The organism is Shewanella jiangmenensis (assembly GCF_018596335.1).
Lineage (GTDB): Bacteria > Pseudomonadota > Gammaproteobacteria > Enterobacterales > Shewanellaceae > Shewanella > Shewanella jiangmenensis.
The window spans coordinates 289,516-303,801 of record NZ_JAHEPS010000001.1 but is presented as its reverse complement, the minus strand read 5'-3'; the positions used below and the strand labels follow the sequence as shown (position 1 = coordinate 303,801).

The window sequence follows — 14,286 nt, the reverse complement described above, 5'->3', positions numbered from 1 at the left end:
GAATCTTAAAAATCAAGATTAACTTATGATTTTAAAGGGAATGTAAAAGTTGGCACACTATGTGTATTAATCACATCGACAACCAACTACATGTGAGGAATGAATTATGGGTATTTTCTCTCGTTTTGCGGACATCGTGAATTCGAACATCAGCGCTCTGCTGGACAAGGCTGAAGATCCGGAAAAAATGGTCCGCCTGATCATTCAGGAAATGGAAGACACCCTGGTCGAAGTACGTTCCACCTCAGCCAAAGTGCTGGCCGAGAAGAAAGACATCCTTCGCCGTATTGCCCGGGTTGATGCCCAGGTACAGGATTGGGAAGATAAAGCTGAGCTTGCGTTGTCGAAAGACCGTGAAGATTTGGCCCGCGCCGCCCTGGTTGAAAAGCAAAAGGCTGCAACCCTGGCTGAAACCCTGCAGCGCGAGCTGGAGGTGGTTGAAGAGCATATCCTGCGCCTGAAAGAAGAAGTCACCCAGCTGCAGGAAAAACTGGCCGATGCCAAGGCGCGCCAGAAGACCATCATCATGCGCAAGCAAACTGCTTCAAGCCGCCTGGAAGTCAAAAAGCAGCTTGATAGCAGCAAAATCGACAATGCCATGCTGAAGTTTGAGCAGTATGAAGCCAAGGTCGAGAGCCTGGAAGCGCAGGTTGAGTCTTACGATTTGGCCAACAAGTCCAGCCTCAATGATGAATTTGCCGCACTCAAGGCGCAGGATTCTGTCAATGCCGAACTCGAAGCCCTCAAGGCCAAGATGAAGGGTAAAGACAAAGCCAAAGATAAAGCCGGCAACTAACAGTATTCTTGGGGGGTGGATATGGATATGGATCTCTTGATGGCGCCGGTGATTATTTTCATGGTGATCGTGGCGCCCATCTGGCTGATTCTGCACTATCGCAGCAAGCGCCAGGTAGGCCAGGGCCTGACTGAGGAAGAGTTTAAGCAACTCAATCAGTTAATTGCTCAGGCCGAAAAGATGAACCAACGCATCGAGACTCTGGAGGCCATTCTGGACACTGAGTCTCCCGAATGGAGGAGCAGACATGAGAGCAACTGATGGCAGAACGCTCTATCGCATCCCTCAGCAGGGCAAGGTTGCCGGGGTTTGCGCCGGAATAGCCGAGTACTTCAATCTCGAAGCCTGGCTGGTCAGGGTGATTACCGTCTCTGTGTTCCTGCTGGGCGGTAACTCCTGGGTAGTGCTGGTGTATGTGGTGCTGTGGATGATTCTGGATGTTAAGCCTCAGACCGCCACCACCAATGAGCCCCGTGACATTGAGGTCAAGCGCAAGGTGTGGCAAGCAGGTGAGCCTGCCAAACAGGCGCTGGCGGATGTGAGCAGACGCTTTACCTCACTCGAGGGGCGGCTTAGGTCGCTGGAGCGACACGTGACTTCAGATAATTACAATCTCAAGCGCGAAATAAACAACCTGTAATACAAGTGGGCGACTCGGTCGCCCTTTGTCTTTTGCCCAGTAAAAGACGCAGTACAAGGGATGACACAGGAGACATTATGGCGAGAGCCGTAGAAAAGCTGACTCAAAAAGCCCGCGACCTCCTCGCACGGAGCACCGACCGAAACCTGAGATTAGCGGTCACTGGCCTGTCCGGCGCCGGCAAAACCGCCTTTATCACCGGCATAGTGCATCAATTGCAAAGCGTGACCCAATCAAGCCACCCCGGTTTGCCACTGTGGCAGGTCAGCCGTGATGAGCGCCTGGTTGGCGTCAGGCGGGTGAGCCAGCCCGATCTTGATATTGCCAGTTTCGATTTGCAGGGCGCGCTTGCGTCGCTCTGCGCAAGTCCTCCCCAGTGGCCCGCATCAACCCGTTCATTGTCGGAATTAAGACTCGAAATCCGCTACCGGCCCAACTCCGGGCTGCTGTCCCGCTTTGCCGATGTATCGACTTTGTATCTGGACCTTGTCGACTATCCCGGCGAGTGGCTGCTGGATTTACCCATGCTCAGGCAAAATTACGCCCAGTGGTCGGCGCAGGTGTTTGCCGCCATTGAGCCGCGTTCATCCTGCGACAGCCTGCAAAAGTTCAAGGCTGCTGCAGGCGCCATAGCGCTCGATAAACCCCTGTCAGATGAACAGTTTGAAGCACTTTCCGCCCTCTATCGCGACTACTTGCACGAATCTGTGCACAAGCAGGGCTATTATTTTGCCCAGCCCGGGCGGATGCTGCTGCCCGGTGAACTCGAAGGTGCGCCGCTGCTGGCATTTTTTCCGCTGCCGCTTACGGAAGCTGAGCACCAACGCCTTGGTAATGCGGGTAAAGACACAGCCTACGGCCAGTTGCAGCGGCGCTACCGCGAATATGTGAGCCGCGTGGTGGAGCCTTTTTATCAGCAGCATTTTGCCCGATTTGACCGCCAGTTGGTGCTGGTGGATTGCTTTACCGCCCTCAATCGCGGCCGCAGCCAGTTTGAAGATATGGCCATGGCGCTTGACGGTATTCTTGAGAGTTTTCGTTTTGGTCAGTCGAGCCTGCTTAAACGGCTCTTTTCGCCGCGCATCGACAAACTGCTGTTTGCCGCCAGCAAGATAGATCATGTCACCCGCTCCCAGCAGGGCAGGGTACTGTCGCTGCTGCGCCAGATGTTGGGCCGAAGTGAGCACTTCGCTCGCTTTGAAGGCTGCACTGTGGAAGCCATGGCTATCAGCGCCATCCGCGCCACCGAGCCCGGGATGGTCAATACCGCCCAGGGCGAGGTGGAAGTGGTTACCGGCACTGAACTTGGCAGTAACGATAAGCTCACGATTTTCCCCGGCGAAGTGCCTTCGGCCTTACCCGGCGCCGATTTCTGGCAGGGGCAGGGCTTTGGCTTTGCTCAGTTTGCCCCCAAAGCCTGGCATGAGGGTGAGCCAATGGGCCATATTCGCCTCGACCATCTGCTGCAGTATCTGCTCGGTGACAAGCTGAGCTGAGCAAAACTGAGCAGGGCTGCCGGTAACATCATGGAATTGTAAAATGAATAACGACACTCATATTGCGCCTGCGCGCCGTTTTGATGAGCACGGCGCAGCAACTCAGACTCCCCTGAAAGAGGCCAAACGCTTTGATGCCGATGCAGCTGTGCTTCCCGATGAAAGCGAGATAGAAGCCGCTCTTGAGCCCCTTGATGGCCATATGGAGCTGCAGGGGCTTAAGGGCAAGCGCTGGTCTGGGCTTGCGAAGTGGGCACTCACCGGCCTTGGTGTACTGGCCCTTACCGAAACTGTGCTTACGCTCATTGGGGCTTATCAGCAAAGCCCCTGGCTTTTTGGCCTGTACGCCACAGTGCTTGGGCTGGTGCTCGCCTGGGGACTTAAGCTCACGGTAAAAGAGCTTTTACTGCTTCGACGCCTCAAGGCCACCGATGATGCCCGCGAGCAGGCCCAGCGCATTCGTCTTAGCGTGCAAACCGGCGAGGCCGACGGCTTTATTGAGGCCATTTCTGCCAAGGCGCCGGCTGAGGCATTGGCGCGGTTTAACGAGCTTAGCAGCGAATATCAGAACGATGCCGAGAAGCTTGCCCTGTACGAGGAGTGTGTACTTACCGCCCAGGACAAGGCGGCCCGTAAAAAAGTCAGCCGCTATGCCATGGAGTCGGCCGCGCTTCTTGCCGCGAGCCCACTGGCGGTATTGGATATGGCGGTGATTTTGTGGCGCAATCAAAAGATGATCCGCGATGTGGCCGACTGCTACGGCGTGGAGCTTGGCTACTGGAGCCGAATTCGGCTTATCCGGGCGATATTGCTGAATATTTTTTATGCCGGCACCACAGAGCTGGTGACAGACCTTGGCAGCCAGCTGTTGTCGGTGGAGATGACCGGCAAGCTGTCGGCACGACTTGCACAGGGGCTTGGCGGCGGCCTGTTAACGGCCCGATTGGGCTATCAGGCCATGGCACTTTGCCGGCCACTGACCTTCCTGCCGGAGAATAAACCACGGCTGTCGCGCATCCACACTGAGCTTATGTCTGAGCTTAAATCCTTGTTTTCCGGCGCTCTGAATGGCCAGGTGGATAGCCGTCTGCAACGTAACAAAGATTTTACAAACTCCTGAGCATTAAATCGGCTTTTCCCCTTGGCCTTTCAATCTGCCGCCGTCATGGTAGAGCCGTGCACCACCGCCACAACCTATAATTCCTTCAGGTGGTGCTTTTGGGAGAGCTGTTTATGTTGGAAAAAACCAAGCTGGCCACAAAGGTAATTCACGGTGGCCATGAGCGTGATGCCATGGGGGCGCTGGTGTCGCCTCTGTACCAAAGCGCCACATTCGTGTTTGATAACGCCCGTGAGGGCGGTGCCCGCTTTGCCGGCGATGAAGCCGGCTACATTTATACCCGTTTGGGAAACCCCACCACAGCCGAGCTTGAACGTAAGCTTGCCCTGCTTGAAGGCGCCGAAGCGGCCGCTGCCACAGCATCCGGTATGGGCGCGGTGTCGGCGGCACTGCTTGCCAATTTAAGCCAGGGCGAGCATCTGGTTGCCAGCCGTGCCGTTTACGGCTGCACCTTTGCGCTGATGACCGAGCTTTTCAGCCGCTTTGGCATCACAGTCACCCTGGTGGATTTTAAAGAGCCAGGCGCCATCGAAGCCGCGATACAGGCCAATACCCGGGTTATTTTTTGTGAGACACCGGTAAATCCCCATCTCGATGTGTTTGATTTGGATGCGATTGCAGCTATCGGCCGCCGCCATGGCGTGCTGACCATAGTAGACAATACCTTTATGACACCACTGCTGCAGCGGCCGCTCAGCCACGGTATAGACATGGTCATTCACAGTGCCACCAAGTACCTCAATGGTCACGGCGATGTGATTGCCGGTTTGGTTGCCGGTAGCAAGGCGCAGATAGACAAAGTGAAGTATCAGATAATCAAGGATATCGGCGCTGTGATGTCGCCCCATGATGCCTGGCTTATTCTGCGTGGCATGAAAACCCTGGATGTACGATTGCAGCGCCACTGCGACAGCGCCGAGAAAATCGCTGCCTTTCTGGATGCTCACCCCAAGGTCAGCCGGGTGTATTACCCGGGGCTTAAGCAGCATCAGGGCAACCGTTTTGTCGGCACTCAGATACGCCGCGCTGGCGGCGTGATAGCCTTTGAGCTGCACTCGGATCTGGCAGGCTCCATCGCCTTTGTTGACCGGCTGCAACTCTTTACCATTGCGGTAAGCCTTGGGGATCCTGAGTCGCTTATTCAGCATCCCGCATCCATGACGCACTCGCCTTACACCCCAGAAGCACGTCTTGCCGCCGGTATTACCGATACCTTGCTCAGGATCTCAGTCGGGCTTGAAGATGTGGAAGACCTGATAGCCGATTTGGCCGCCGGGCTTGCCATGCTGTAATGCAAAAGTTTTTAAGTCAAAAGTTGGTAATTGGGCAAAGGGTAACTAGATTTATTGATGTGGCACGGAAAGGGAGTCTCTGGCCACGTTAATTATCAACGGAGTGATTTATGAACAAAATCCTTGTTACCCTGTTAGTTGCCGCTGCAACTCAGTTTTCTGCAGTGGCTGCCGACGCCTCTAAGTCTGCCGATGTCTCTAAAGCTGCTACCAGCGCCGAGCAAAAGGCTGAAAAAACAGCCGATGCCGCTGTGGCCCAAAGCAGTAAAATCAACATCAACACCGCAAGTGAGGCCGAACTTAAGCTTCTTAAAGGTGTGGGCGATGCCAAAGCCAAGGCGATAGTCGAGTATCGTAAGCAGTATGGCCAGTTTGCCACGGTAGAAGATTTGACCAAGGTGTCCGGCATCGGCAGTAAGGTGCTTGAGGATAACCGCCATCTGCTGACGCTGTAACGGTAACATCAGCACACAAAAGGCCTGCTTTGCAGGCCTTTTGCTTATCATTTGTTTATCAATTGCACAGTTAACGGACGCTTGGGCGAATTCTTCCGGGTTTAACTTGATTTGCGCCGAGGCTATAGGGGATAATCAGCGCCGTTCCACACTTATGCCATTTACTGTGGAAATCAATGGTGACCCCAGGGTCCCCCCGCAATGATAACCTGTGAACTCGGCCAGGTCCGGAAGGAAGCAACCGCAGCAGGCGACTCGTGTGCCGGGGTGTGGCTCTGGGGGAGCCTCCAAATCTCGCTCTCCGCCAGTTACTCTCCATCAAGCATCTCTCTACATTATTGGTTTTAAAGCCAAATTTTTGTATTTGCGCTTTGCGTTGCTTCGCTGTTTTTAACGAGGCTGTTTGTTTCACGGCGGTGGTACACTTGGTGGTACATTGCAGCGTTCAATCGCCCGGTTAATTTGCAGGGTTCAGTTGCCCCGTGAACTAAATCGCCCTGCTAACCTGTTAAATAGCAGCGATAAATGAGATGCGACATTTAAGCCGAAACTAATGTCCCTGCGTCTTGGCGGCGGCCTTGAATAATTCGTCGCTCGTTTTACGCAATCAGGCGCCGGCGTCGTTTTCAAGATCGCGCAGCCGCTGCAGATTGCGGCGCTTGAGAAAGGCGCGGGATTTTTCCAGCGCAGCCTGAATTTCATTTTTCATTTGCTGCAGCTCGTTGTAATCCTCGAAGAAATAGGTATCAACCAAGTGGCGGATATAGCGCACCGGCAGTTGGTTTAGGGTGATACAGGACAGATCCGCCAGATAATCTTCCGGCAACTCGTCCATCAGTCCTTCATCGGAAAGAATTTCCATCAGCAGCACTTCGTAATAGTTTCGGATCTCGAGTTGCATAAGGTGCTCCGCGGTTTGGATTATTCCTCTTGCCACAACAGCTTGGCGGCAATAAACAATTGGCTGTGTCTTTCGCTCAAGTGTAGCGGATTTGTGCTGTATCCGCCGCCTATAACGGCTGCGAGCGGTATCCCGGCGCGTTTGGCGATATTGAGCACCAGGCTGTCCCGCTCAAACAGCCCCTGGGTACTGACATCAAGATAGCCGAGCCGGTCGTCCTGATGTATGTCCACTCCCGCATCATAGAGAATGGCATCTGGTTTTTCCAGCCTGATCAGGTAGCTGAGGGTTTCTTTAAGCGTATGAATATAATCGTTATCACCCATACCTTTGGCGAGCGGCACATCATAGTCAGACGCGGGTTTTCGGCTCGGGAAGTTACTGTCGCAGTGCAGTGACAGGCTGATAATGTCCGGCTCTTGCTGACACAGGGTTGCGGTGCCATCGCCCTGATGTACGTCGCAGTCGACAATCATTACCCGCTCGGCAAGGCCGTTATCAATCAGCTCCCGGGCGGCAAACACCAGATCGTTAAACACGCAGTAACCACTGCCAAAATCATAATGGGCGTGGTGATAGCCGCCAGCCAAATGCAGCGCTATGCCATGTTCCATCGCAAGTCGTGCGCACAGTGCACTGCCGCCCACCGAGTGCAGGGTGCGGTTTACAAGATTTTCGCTCCAGGGAAATCCAAGGCGGCGAATAGCGCCGGCGGGCAGGGTGCCATTGATAAAATCCTGGACATATTGCGCTGAATGAATGCGGCAAAGCGCATCAATGCTCACCGGCGCGGGGGAGACAAATTGTGATTCTGTGGCAATGCCTTGGGTCAACAGGTATTGCTGCAGGTGCTGATATTTGGTGATGGGAAAAGGATGCCGCGCCGGCAACACCAGCTGAGAATAGCTGGTGTGATAGACAAGCGGCACCATTCTGAGGCTGACCTTAAATCACGGATCTAAAAAGCGCAGGGCATAAGGCGTACAAGCACAATCAGAGCTGCTTGATGGCCCAGCTCATAAATTCCTTGCGGGTTTTCTCATCGGCCTGCAGCCACCAGTATTGCAGCATCTGCTCGGCATGGGCCTCATTCGCGGCTGGCATACCGTTTGCCGGTGCGCTTGCAGCTGGCAGGCTGGCAGCTGCTGCGGGCGCAGCAGCATCGGCGCTGTGGCTCAGCGCGGTTTGCTGCACAACCGGTGCACTCTGGCTTGCCGTTGGCATAGCGGCAACGGCTGTTACGCCGGCTGCGGTTGCGGCGGCGCTTGCCTCATCGACATTCACACCTTTACTGCCGCCAAACAGGCGCTCAACAAAACTGTCTTCTTTATAGTCGCTCTGGAACACCTTGTACGCCACGTCGCCCTTGTCGGCGCGGGTCACGACCACCTGGGGCGCCTTGGCAAACTGCTTTGGCTGTTTGATGACTTCGCCGGTAGCAGGCTTAAGCAAGTAGTCGTAATCGCCTTCGACATTGAGGGTCAGGATAAAGGGCGCTGACTTTACAAAGGTTTGGCTGTCGCTGAATTCATCCTGCACTACGTCGTGGTAGCGAATGGCGATTTTGTGGGTGCCGGGTGTCAGCTCAATCTCAGCTTTGTGAGTAAAGCTGTTGGTGGCTATCTGCTGGCCATCCAATGCCAGATACTCGAAAGCCATCGGAATGGTCAGGCTGCCGGCAAACACGGAGGAGGAAGCGGCGAGCGCGAGCAGGGCACCGACAGGCAAAACTGATTTCATTGTTGCTCCTTAACGATTGTGACTTTGATACGGCCGCTCGAATGCCTGGATGCGGTCTTCGATATAGCTGATGGCCTGACGGCATTTCCCTAGGCGGCGGTGCATCAACAGGATCTCATTTTGCGCTTTGATTTTGTCAGCACCGTGACAATTTTCAAGCATTGTTTCAAGCTCTCCCAGCTTTGACTCTATTTTTCTGGCCCAGTTCAAATGTTTATTCAATTCATCGTACAGCTGATGACTGTTTTGCATCACACTGGCGGCAATCCAGGCAAAACCGCTGTTGTCATGTTGCTGATGTTGACGGGATGCCATGCGTTTTCGGGCGCTGTCTTTGGCCTGAGCCTGGGCTTTGACGCCGATTGCCGTGGTACCAAGGGCGCGTTTGACGGCGCTGAATCTGTCGTTGATGCGCGCACAGGCCGCCACTATGGTGCCGGCGCTGAGGTTTAGTTGCAGCCGCTTTTCCAATGCCCTTATGTCTTTCTCGATTTGGGCGATACAGGGATAAAGCGCAGCGCCGTGCTGTAAAAACAGCTCGTCGTTAAATCGTTCGGTATCCTGCAGCAGCTTACGGCTTTGTGGCGGCAAGGCGGCATCGTGCTGCAGCACTTCCTGCTCGAGTTTTTTAAGCTGGCCCCATAGCCGGGCCAGCAAGGCATCGTATTTCACTGACTTGTGCTCCGGTGGCTGGATGAGTCTGGCTGCTTGTTTGTGTCACCTTACCTGTTACTCAATCACCCGTCGACCTGTTACTTAATTATCCGATGAGCGCTTTTCAAATTACTCGACGAACAGTCAATTACTCGACGAGTGGTTAGTCAATTTCTCGAAGAGCGATTAGTTAAATAGCCGCCGGCGACTTACTTACTCTATAACCCGACGATAGGGCGGCAGGGCATCGAGCAGGGATTTACCATAGCGTTTACTCACCAAGCGGCGATCCAGAATGGTGATCCGGCCGTAATCCTGCTCTTTTCGCAGCAGGCGGCCACAGCTTTGAATAAGCTTTCGCGACGCATCGGGGATAGTGAGCTGCAAAAACGGATTGCCGCCGCGGGCCTTGATGTATTCGGCGTGGGCCTGTTCCACCGGTGATGTCGGCACGGCAAAGGGCAGTTTGGTCACAATCAAATTGGTAAGGTAGTCGCCGGGTAAGTCGAGACCCTCTGAAAAACTGCCGGTACCAAACAGCAGCGAGGCTTTGCCTTCGTCACAGCGCTTTTTGTGGCTTTCAAGCAGTTGCTGGCGCGGCGCATTACCCTGAATAAGCAGCGGAATTTTAAGTTTTGGCCCGATGATTTCGGCCACCTTTTCCATCTGCCAGTAGGAGGCAAACAGCACCAGGCTCGCCATCTCGTTTTCGGTGAGCTTAAGAATGTGTTCGGCAAGCTCCTCGGTGTAGGCATCGTCGGTCGGCTCGGTTCGCATCTTGGGCAAATAGAGCGTCGCGTTGTTTTCAAAGTCGAAGGGAGATTGCAGCGACAGATAGCGGCTGCCATCGTGGAGCGACAAACCTACCTGATGGGCAAAATAGTCGAACTGATCCAGCGCCTTGAGTGTAGCGCTGCACAGCACTACGCCGGCGGCCTTTTCCCACAGCATGGATTCGAGCATAAAGCCGACTTCGATGGGCGAGGCGCAAAACAGGTAATCGAGCTGTTTGTTACCGGGCAGCAGCTCAATCCAGCGCGCGGTGGGCGCGCCTTTTTTGCTGTCCTCTTTGGCCATCATTTTCCACAGCTTGTACAGATTCTCAAGCCGCTGCAGCATAAAGCCGGTTTCGGTTTGCAGCACATCGGCCTGATGGCGAGGTATGTCGCCGTCCTTGATGGCTTCGGCCAGAAGCACCTGCATCTTATTGAATTGCTTAAGCGCGCCACTGCTGGCGGTGGCGAGGTTTTCGGCGTGCCGTTTAAGTACTTCCGGCAGCGCGCCATGGGTGAAGCGCAGCCGGTTTTCGTTGTTATCAAACTTTGAGCGCTCGCCGTCGCAGTAATGGGCAACCTGATTGAGCATTGAGGTTAAATCGGCAACGTGATCCTGCATCGCCTGTGAGGGCGCAATAATGTTGTTGCTTTTGATTTGATGCTGCAATTTAACGGCGGTTTTGGCGATTTTCTCAAGCCAATCGGCGGCGCCCCTGAGGGTGGCCTGGGCGCTGGAGAAGTCCCGCGCCACCACTGGCAGGTGATGTGCTTCGTCGATGACGTAAAACACTTCTTCGGGATCAGGCAAAATCACCCCGCCGCCAAGCTCCAGATCGGCAAACAGCAAACTGTGGTTGGCGATGAGTACATCCCAGGTGTCCACGTCTTCCCGTGCCTTGTGGAACGGGCAGCTGCGATGGCTTACATTCTGACGATGGCAGGAGTGTTTGTCGCAGGCGATTTGTTGCCACAGGTGGTCGGGCAGTGGGGTTTCCAGGGTATCGATTTCACCGTTCCAGCGGCCGTGGTGAAAGTCCTGATGCAGCTTTTGCAGCATCTCCACCTGCGAGGTATCGGGTTTGGTCTGCCACATGGCCATCTGGGTGCCGTTATTGTCGCCAATCAGCATTTCGAGCTTGGCAAGACACACATAGCGCTGACGCCCTTTTACCAGACCAAAGCGGAAGTTAAGCCCTGACTGCGCCAAAAAAAACGGCAAATCTTTGTGCAGCAGTTGCTCCTGCAGTGCCACGGTGGCGGTGGCGATACACACCTTCTTTTTTTGGGTTAGCGCCAGCGGAATGGTGCCTAAAATATAGGAGAGAGACTTACCAATCCCGGTGCCGGCCTCAACCACTATGATGCGCCGCTGTTTGTCGTACTCACCTGCCAGGGTTTTTGAGATCTCTGCCACCATGTAGTTTTGTTCGCGCCGCGAGCGGAAATTGGGCAAGGCCGCGGCGATGTCACGGTAGATGGCTCGGATCTGGGTTTTGACTGTTTCTGGCAGCATGGGTCTCTCGGCTGGCTCAATTATGCTGTACATAATAACAGTGATTGCTTAGGCTAAGAACCTCAAAGTTTCCAAAGTGCCAGATTTGTGCCCAATAAGGTCGGAGTTTGCCGTGTTTCCTGCGTCCCCAGCGGCCAATGTCGCCTTAACTGATGATATTGAACTGAGCGAGTCAGCTACTTATCTTGAGACTGATCGTGAAACTGATCGTGAAGCTGTTCTTAAAGTTAGCATTGCCACAGGCGGGGAGAGTGGACCTGCTCAAAAGCAGGTTTTTACAACCGAGAGCAGTGACAGGAGCATGGGCTGTGCATCGCCTGACGGGCACCCATCTCAGTCGAGCCCAGCAAACTCACCCCAGTCAAACCCACTCCAATTGAACGCAGCTGCTTCAAACTCTCTCTCGCCAAACCAAATCCAATTGAACTCTCACCCTACTGACTCTCGCCGGTTAAACTCTCACCCTGAAAACACAGGGGCCAACACCGGCGCGACTGTGATTGGCGGGCGGGTGCTGACCCGCGCATCCCTGAGCCGCGGCGGCGACGCGCTGGTGGAATACATTATTAAAACCCAAAATGGTCCGGTGCGCGTTGAAGTGCCGGGGCAACGGCCACTGGCGTTTTGTCACAGTGACGATGCCACCGTGCTTGCCGGCAGCTTTTCAGCGGCGGAGGTAGATATAAAGCCGCTGCCACTGCAAAGCTTTGAGCAAAGGCCGGTCAGTGCGCTTTATGTGAAAACGCCGCAGCTTGTACGCAAACTCGCAGCCCGGGCGAGTGAGCTATCGCTGCCGCTTTTTGAAGCCGATATCAAAGCCGAACATCGATTTTTGATTGAGCGCTTTATTGCGCTTGATGCCGAGCTGGGCGGTGAGTTTCGTCTATCTGACGGCGTGTTTGTGGCAAGCCGGGCCAGGGCCACAAGTTTGCCCATCAGCCTAAAAGCCGTGTCGCTCGACATTGAATGCAGTATGCAGGGCGAGCTTTACTCCATTGGCCTTTACGGCGACGTTGAGCCCTTGGTGCTGATGGTGGGCTCAGCAAAGGATATTGAGATTAAAGAACACCAAAGCAGGCATGCCGCCGTGGCTCAGCAATTCGATGTTGATGGTGCAGCGCCGCTTGCTGCGCAATCCGTCAATATCTGCTGGGTCGAGGATGAGCTTGCGCTGCTGCTAAGGCTTTGTCAGTGGTTTGCTGACAACGATCCTGACCTTATCCTCGGCTGGTCGGTGGTGACTTTTGATCTGTCTCTGCTGTGGCGCCGGGCGCGCCATCACGGCATCCGCTTGAATATCGGCCGTTTTGGCCGGGCGTTATCCTGGAAAGTTGACGATAAACACCGGCCAGAAACCCTGGATTTACCCGGCAGAGTGGTACTTGATGGCATAGATTGGCTCAAGGCTGCCTTTTACAACTTTGACAGCTTTGCGCTTGATAAAGTCGCCAATGCGCTGCTTGCTGAAGGCAAGGCGATACATAATCCGGACGACCGGGGCGAGGAAATCACCCGGCTTTTTAACCAAGATAAGGCGGCGCTGGCATTTTACAATCTCACCGATTGCCGTTTGGTGTGGGACATTTTTGCCAAAACCGACCTTATCAACTTTGCGCTGGAGCGAGCCCGGCTGACCGGCCTAGAGCTTGGCAGGGTGGGGGCGAGTGTCGCCGCCTTCAATAACCTGTATTTGCCCCATTTACATCGCGCGGGGTTTGTGGCACCAGCCATGCGCTTGGAGCCTGGCCCTGACAGCCCCGGTGGCTATGTGATGGATTCTGTTCCCGGCTTATACCGTAATGTGTTGGTGCTTGATTATAAAAGTCTTTATCCATCGATCATCCGCACCTTTTTGATTGACCCAAAAGGTTTGGTGTTGGGCTTAAGCCAGAGCGAATCGCTGGGGGTTGAGGGTTTTCGCGGCGCGAGATTCAGCCGCGATGAGCCGATATTGCCAAAGCTGATTGAAACTCTCGCCAAGCGGCGCGAACAGGCCAAAGCCGATGGCAACAGCGCCATGTCGCAGGCGGTGAAAATTATCATGAACTCGCTTTACGGCGTGCTTGGCTCCCGTGGCTGCGTGTTTCACGACCATCGCCTTGCCAGCTCCATCACCCTTAGGGGCCATGAAATCATGCGCACGACCCGTGAGTGGATTGAGGCTGAAGGGCACAGGGTGATTTACGGTGATACTGACTCCACCTTTGTGTGGCTGGGGGATGAGGCGAGCGAGGCGGATGCCATAGGCCGGGGGTTGGTAAACATGGTCAACGAGCGCTGGCGAAAACGGCTTGGTGAGCAATATGGCATCACCAGTTTTCTTGAGCTTGAGTTTGAGCGCCACTATGAACGATTTTTTATGCCCACGCTGCGCCATTCTACCGAAGGCAGTAAAAAACGCTATGTTGGTCAATATATTAAAGAAGGAGTGCCTGAACTTGTGTTTAAGGGGATGGAGCAGGTCAGAACCGATTGGTCGCCACTGGCGCGGCGGGTGCAATTTGAATTGTACCGCAGGCTGTTTGCCGGTGAGTCGCCGCTTTCTTACATCGAAGCTATCGAATCGGCACTTTATCGCGGTGAGCTAGATGAAGAACTGGTGTTCAGAAAGCGGCTTAAGCGGGATATCAGCCAATATACCGCCAAATCTGCGCCCCATGTCAGGGCAGCGAGTGCACTGGTGAAAGCCAGCGGCGATGAGCGCTTTGGCAGGCGCGGTGTGCGTATCGAATATCGAATGACCAAGAGTGGCGCCGAGCCTGTGTCTTTTCAGACTGCGGCGGTGGATTATGACTATTATTTTGAGAAACAACTGCTGCCCATTCTTGAACCTGTACTTGCTGTTTTGAAAATTAATTACAGCAGGAATGGCGTCGAACAACTGATGTTAATTTGATGTATTG

General features: G+C 54.3%; 13 protein-coding genes and 1 other RNA gene. 9 read left to right on the top strand and 5 right to left on the bottom strand.

All coding sequences use genetic code 11. The annotated features are described in order from the left end of the window. Window positions 1-106 precede the first annotated feature (106 nt). From pspA to ffs, 8 genes are all read left to right on the top strand, one after another. On the top strand, window positions 107-796 hold the full coding sequence (pspA, locus tag KJI95_RS01415) for a phage shock protein PspA (RefSeq protein ID WP_214505387.1): 690 nt from the start codon (window positions 107-109) through the stop codon (window positions 794-796). Window positions 797-817: 21 nt separating this feature from the next. Next, entirely contained in the window at window positions 818-1,057 is a 240-nt protein-coding gene (pspB, locus tag KJI95_RS01410; protein WP_214505386.1) for an envelope stress response membrane protein PspB, read from the top strand. Next, the gene (gene pspC, locus KJI95_RS01405; protein WP_214505385.1) at window positions 1,044-1,436 is read left to right on the top strand and encodes an envelope stress response membrane protein PspC; all 393 of its coding nucleotides are present in this window, start codon (window positions 1,044-1,046) and stop codon (window positions 1,434-1,436) included. The genes pspB and pspC overlap by 14 nt, the downstream gene beginning before the upstream one ends. Window positions 1,437-1,513: 77 nt before the next feature. Continuing rightward, on the top strand, window positions 1,514-2,932 hold the full coding sequence (locus KJI95_RS01400; protein ID WP_214505384.1) for a YcjX family GTP-binding protein: 1,419 nt from the start codon (window positions 1,514-1,516) through the stop codon (window positions 2,930-2,932). 43 nt (window positions 2,933-2,975) lie between these two features. Then, on the top strand, window positions 2,976-4,052 hold the full coding sequence (locus KJI95_RS01395; RefSeq protein ID WP_214505383.1) for a TIGR01620 family protein: 1,077 nt from the start codon (window positions 2,976-2,978) through the stop codon (window positions 4,050-4,052). A gap of 113 nt (window positions 4,053-4,165) precedes the next feature. Beyond that, on the top strand, window positions 4,166-5,344 hold the full coding sequence (locus tag KJI95_RS01390; protein ID WP_214505382.1) for a trans-sulfuration enzyme family protein: 1,179 nt from the start codon (window positions 4,166-4,168) through the stop codon (window positions 5,342-5,344). Between the two features lie 110 nt (window positions 5,345-5,454). Next, window positions 5,455-5,799, top strand: coding sequence for a ComEA family DNA-binding protein (locus KJI95_RS01385; protein WP_214505381.1), 345 nt, complete (start codon window positions 5,455-5,457; stop codon window positions 5,797-5,799). A 185-nt stretch (window positions 5,800-5,984) separates the two neighbouring features. Continuing rightward, window positions 5,985-6,081: signal recognition particle sRNA small type (gene ffs, locus KJI95_RS01380), an RNA gene on the top strand. Between the two features lie 325 nt (window positions 6,082-6,406). Here the strand turns inward: ffs and KJI95_RS01375 are convergent. The 5 genes from KJI95_RS01375 to dinG all read right to left on the bottom strand — a co-directional run bounded on the left by KJI95_RS01375 (window position 6,407) and on the right by dinG (window position 11,383). Continuing rightward, on the bottom strand, window positions 6,407-6,700 hold the full coding sequence (locus tag KJI95_RS01375; RefSeq protein WP_214505380.1) for a late competence development ComFB family protein: 294 nt from the start codon (window positions 6,698-6,700) through the stop codon (window positions 6,407-6,409). A gap of 20 nt (window positions 6,701-6,720) precedes the next feature. Next, a complete protein-coding gene (locus tag KJI95_RS01370; RefSeq protein ID WP_214505379.1) occupies window positions 6,721-7,632 on the bottom strand; it encodes a histone deacetylase family protein in 912 nt (303 codons plus the stop codon). A 61-nt stretch (window positions 7,633-7,693) separates the two neighbouring features. Further along, window positions 7,694-8,440 carry a DUF2057 domain-containing protein gene (locus KJI95_RS01365; protein WP_214505378.1) on the bottom strand — a complete coding sequence of 249 codons (747 nt, stop codon included), beginning with the start codon at window positions 8,438-8,440 and terminating at the stop codon, window positions 7,694-7,696. Between the two features lie 9 nt (window positions 8,441-8,449). Then, entirely contained in the window at window positions 8,450-9,112 is a 663-nt protein-coding gene (locus tag KJI95_RS01360) for a primosomal replication protein (RefSeq protein ID WP_214505377.1), read from the bottom strand. Window positions 9,113-9,307: 195 nt separating this feature from the next. Next, a complete protein-coding gene (gene dinG / locus KJI95_RS01355; RefSeq protein WP_214505376.1) occupies window positions 9,308-11,383 on the bottom strand; it encodes an ATP-dependent DNA helicase DinG in 2,076 nt (691 codons plus the stop codon). A 511-nt stretch (window positions 11,384-11,894) separates the two neighbouring features. Between dinG and KJI95_RS01350 the strand changes: the two genes are divergently transcribed. Continuing rightward, window positions 11,895-14,279, top strand: a complete 2,385-nt coding sequence (locus tag KJI95_RS01350) for a DNA polymerase II (RefSeq protein ID WP_432653778.1) — start codon at window positions 11,895-11,897, stop codon at window positions 14,277-14,279. The last annotated feature ends 7 nt before the right edge of the window (window positions 14,280-14,286 follow it).

Bases quoted from the DNA above. Each gene is read 5' to 3' on its own strand.
- KJI95_RS01395 (WP_214505383.1), top strand. From the start codon at position 2,976: ATGAATAACGACACTCATATTGCGCCTGCGCGCCGTTTTGATGAGCAC.
- pspB (WP_214505386.1), top strand. From the start codon at position 818: ATGGATATGGATCTCTTGATGGCGCCGGTGATTATTTTCATGGTGATC.
- dinG (WP_214505376.1), bottom strand. From the start codon at position 11,383: ATGCTGCCAGAAACAGTCAAAACCCAGATCCGAGCCATCTACCGTGAC.
- KJI95_RS01370 (WP_214505379.1), bottom strand. From the start codon at position 7,632: ATGGTGCCGCTTGTCTATCACACCAGCTATTCTCAGCTGGTGTTGCCG.
- KJI95_RS01390 (WP_214505382.1), top strand. From the start codon at position 4,166: ATGTTGGAAAAAACCAAGCTGGCCACAAAGGTAATTCACGGTGGCCAT.
- KJI95_RS01400 (WP_214505384.1), top strand. From the start codon at position 1,514: ATGGCGAGAGCCGTAGAAAAGCTGACTCAAAAAGCCCGCGACCTCCTC.
- KJI95_RS01385 (WP_214505381.1), top strand. From the start codon at position 5,455: ATGAACAAAATCCTTGTTACCCTGTTAGTTGCCGCTGCAACTCAGTTT.
- KJI95_RS01375 (WP_214505380.1), bottom strand. From the start codon at position 6,700: ATGCAACTCGAGATCCGAAACTATTACGAAGTGCTGCTGATGGAAATT.
- pspA (WP_214505387.1), top strand. From the start codon at position 107: ATGGGTATTTTCTCTCGTTTTGCGGACATCGTGAATTCGAACATCAGC.
- KJI95_RS01365 (WP_214505378.1), bottom strand. From the start codon at position 8,440: ATGAAATCAGTTTTGCCTGTCGGTGCCCTGCTCGCGCTCGCCGCTTCC.
- pspC (WP_214505385.1), top strand. From the start codon at position 1,044: ATGAGAGCAACTGATGGCAGAACGCTCTATCGCATCCCTCAGCAGGGC.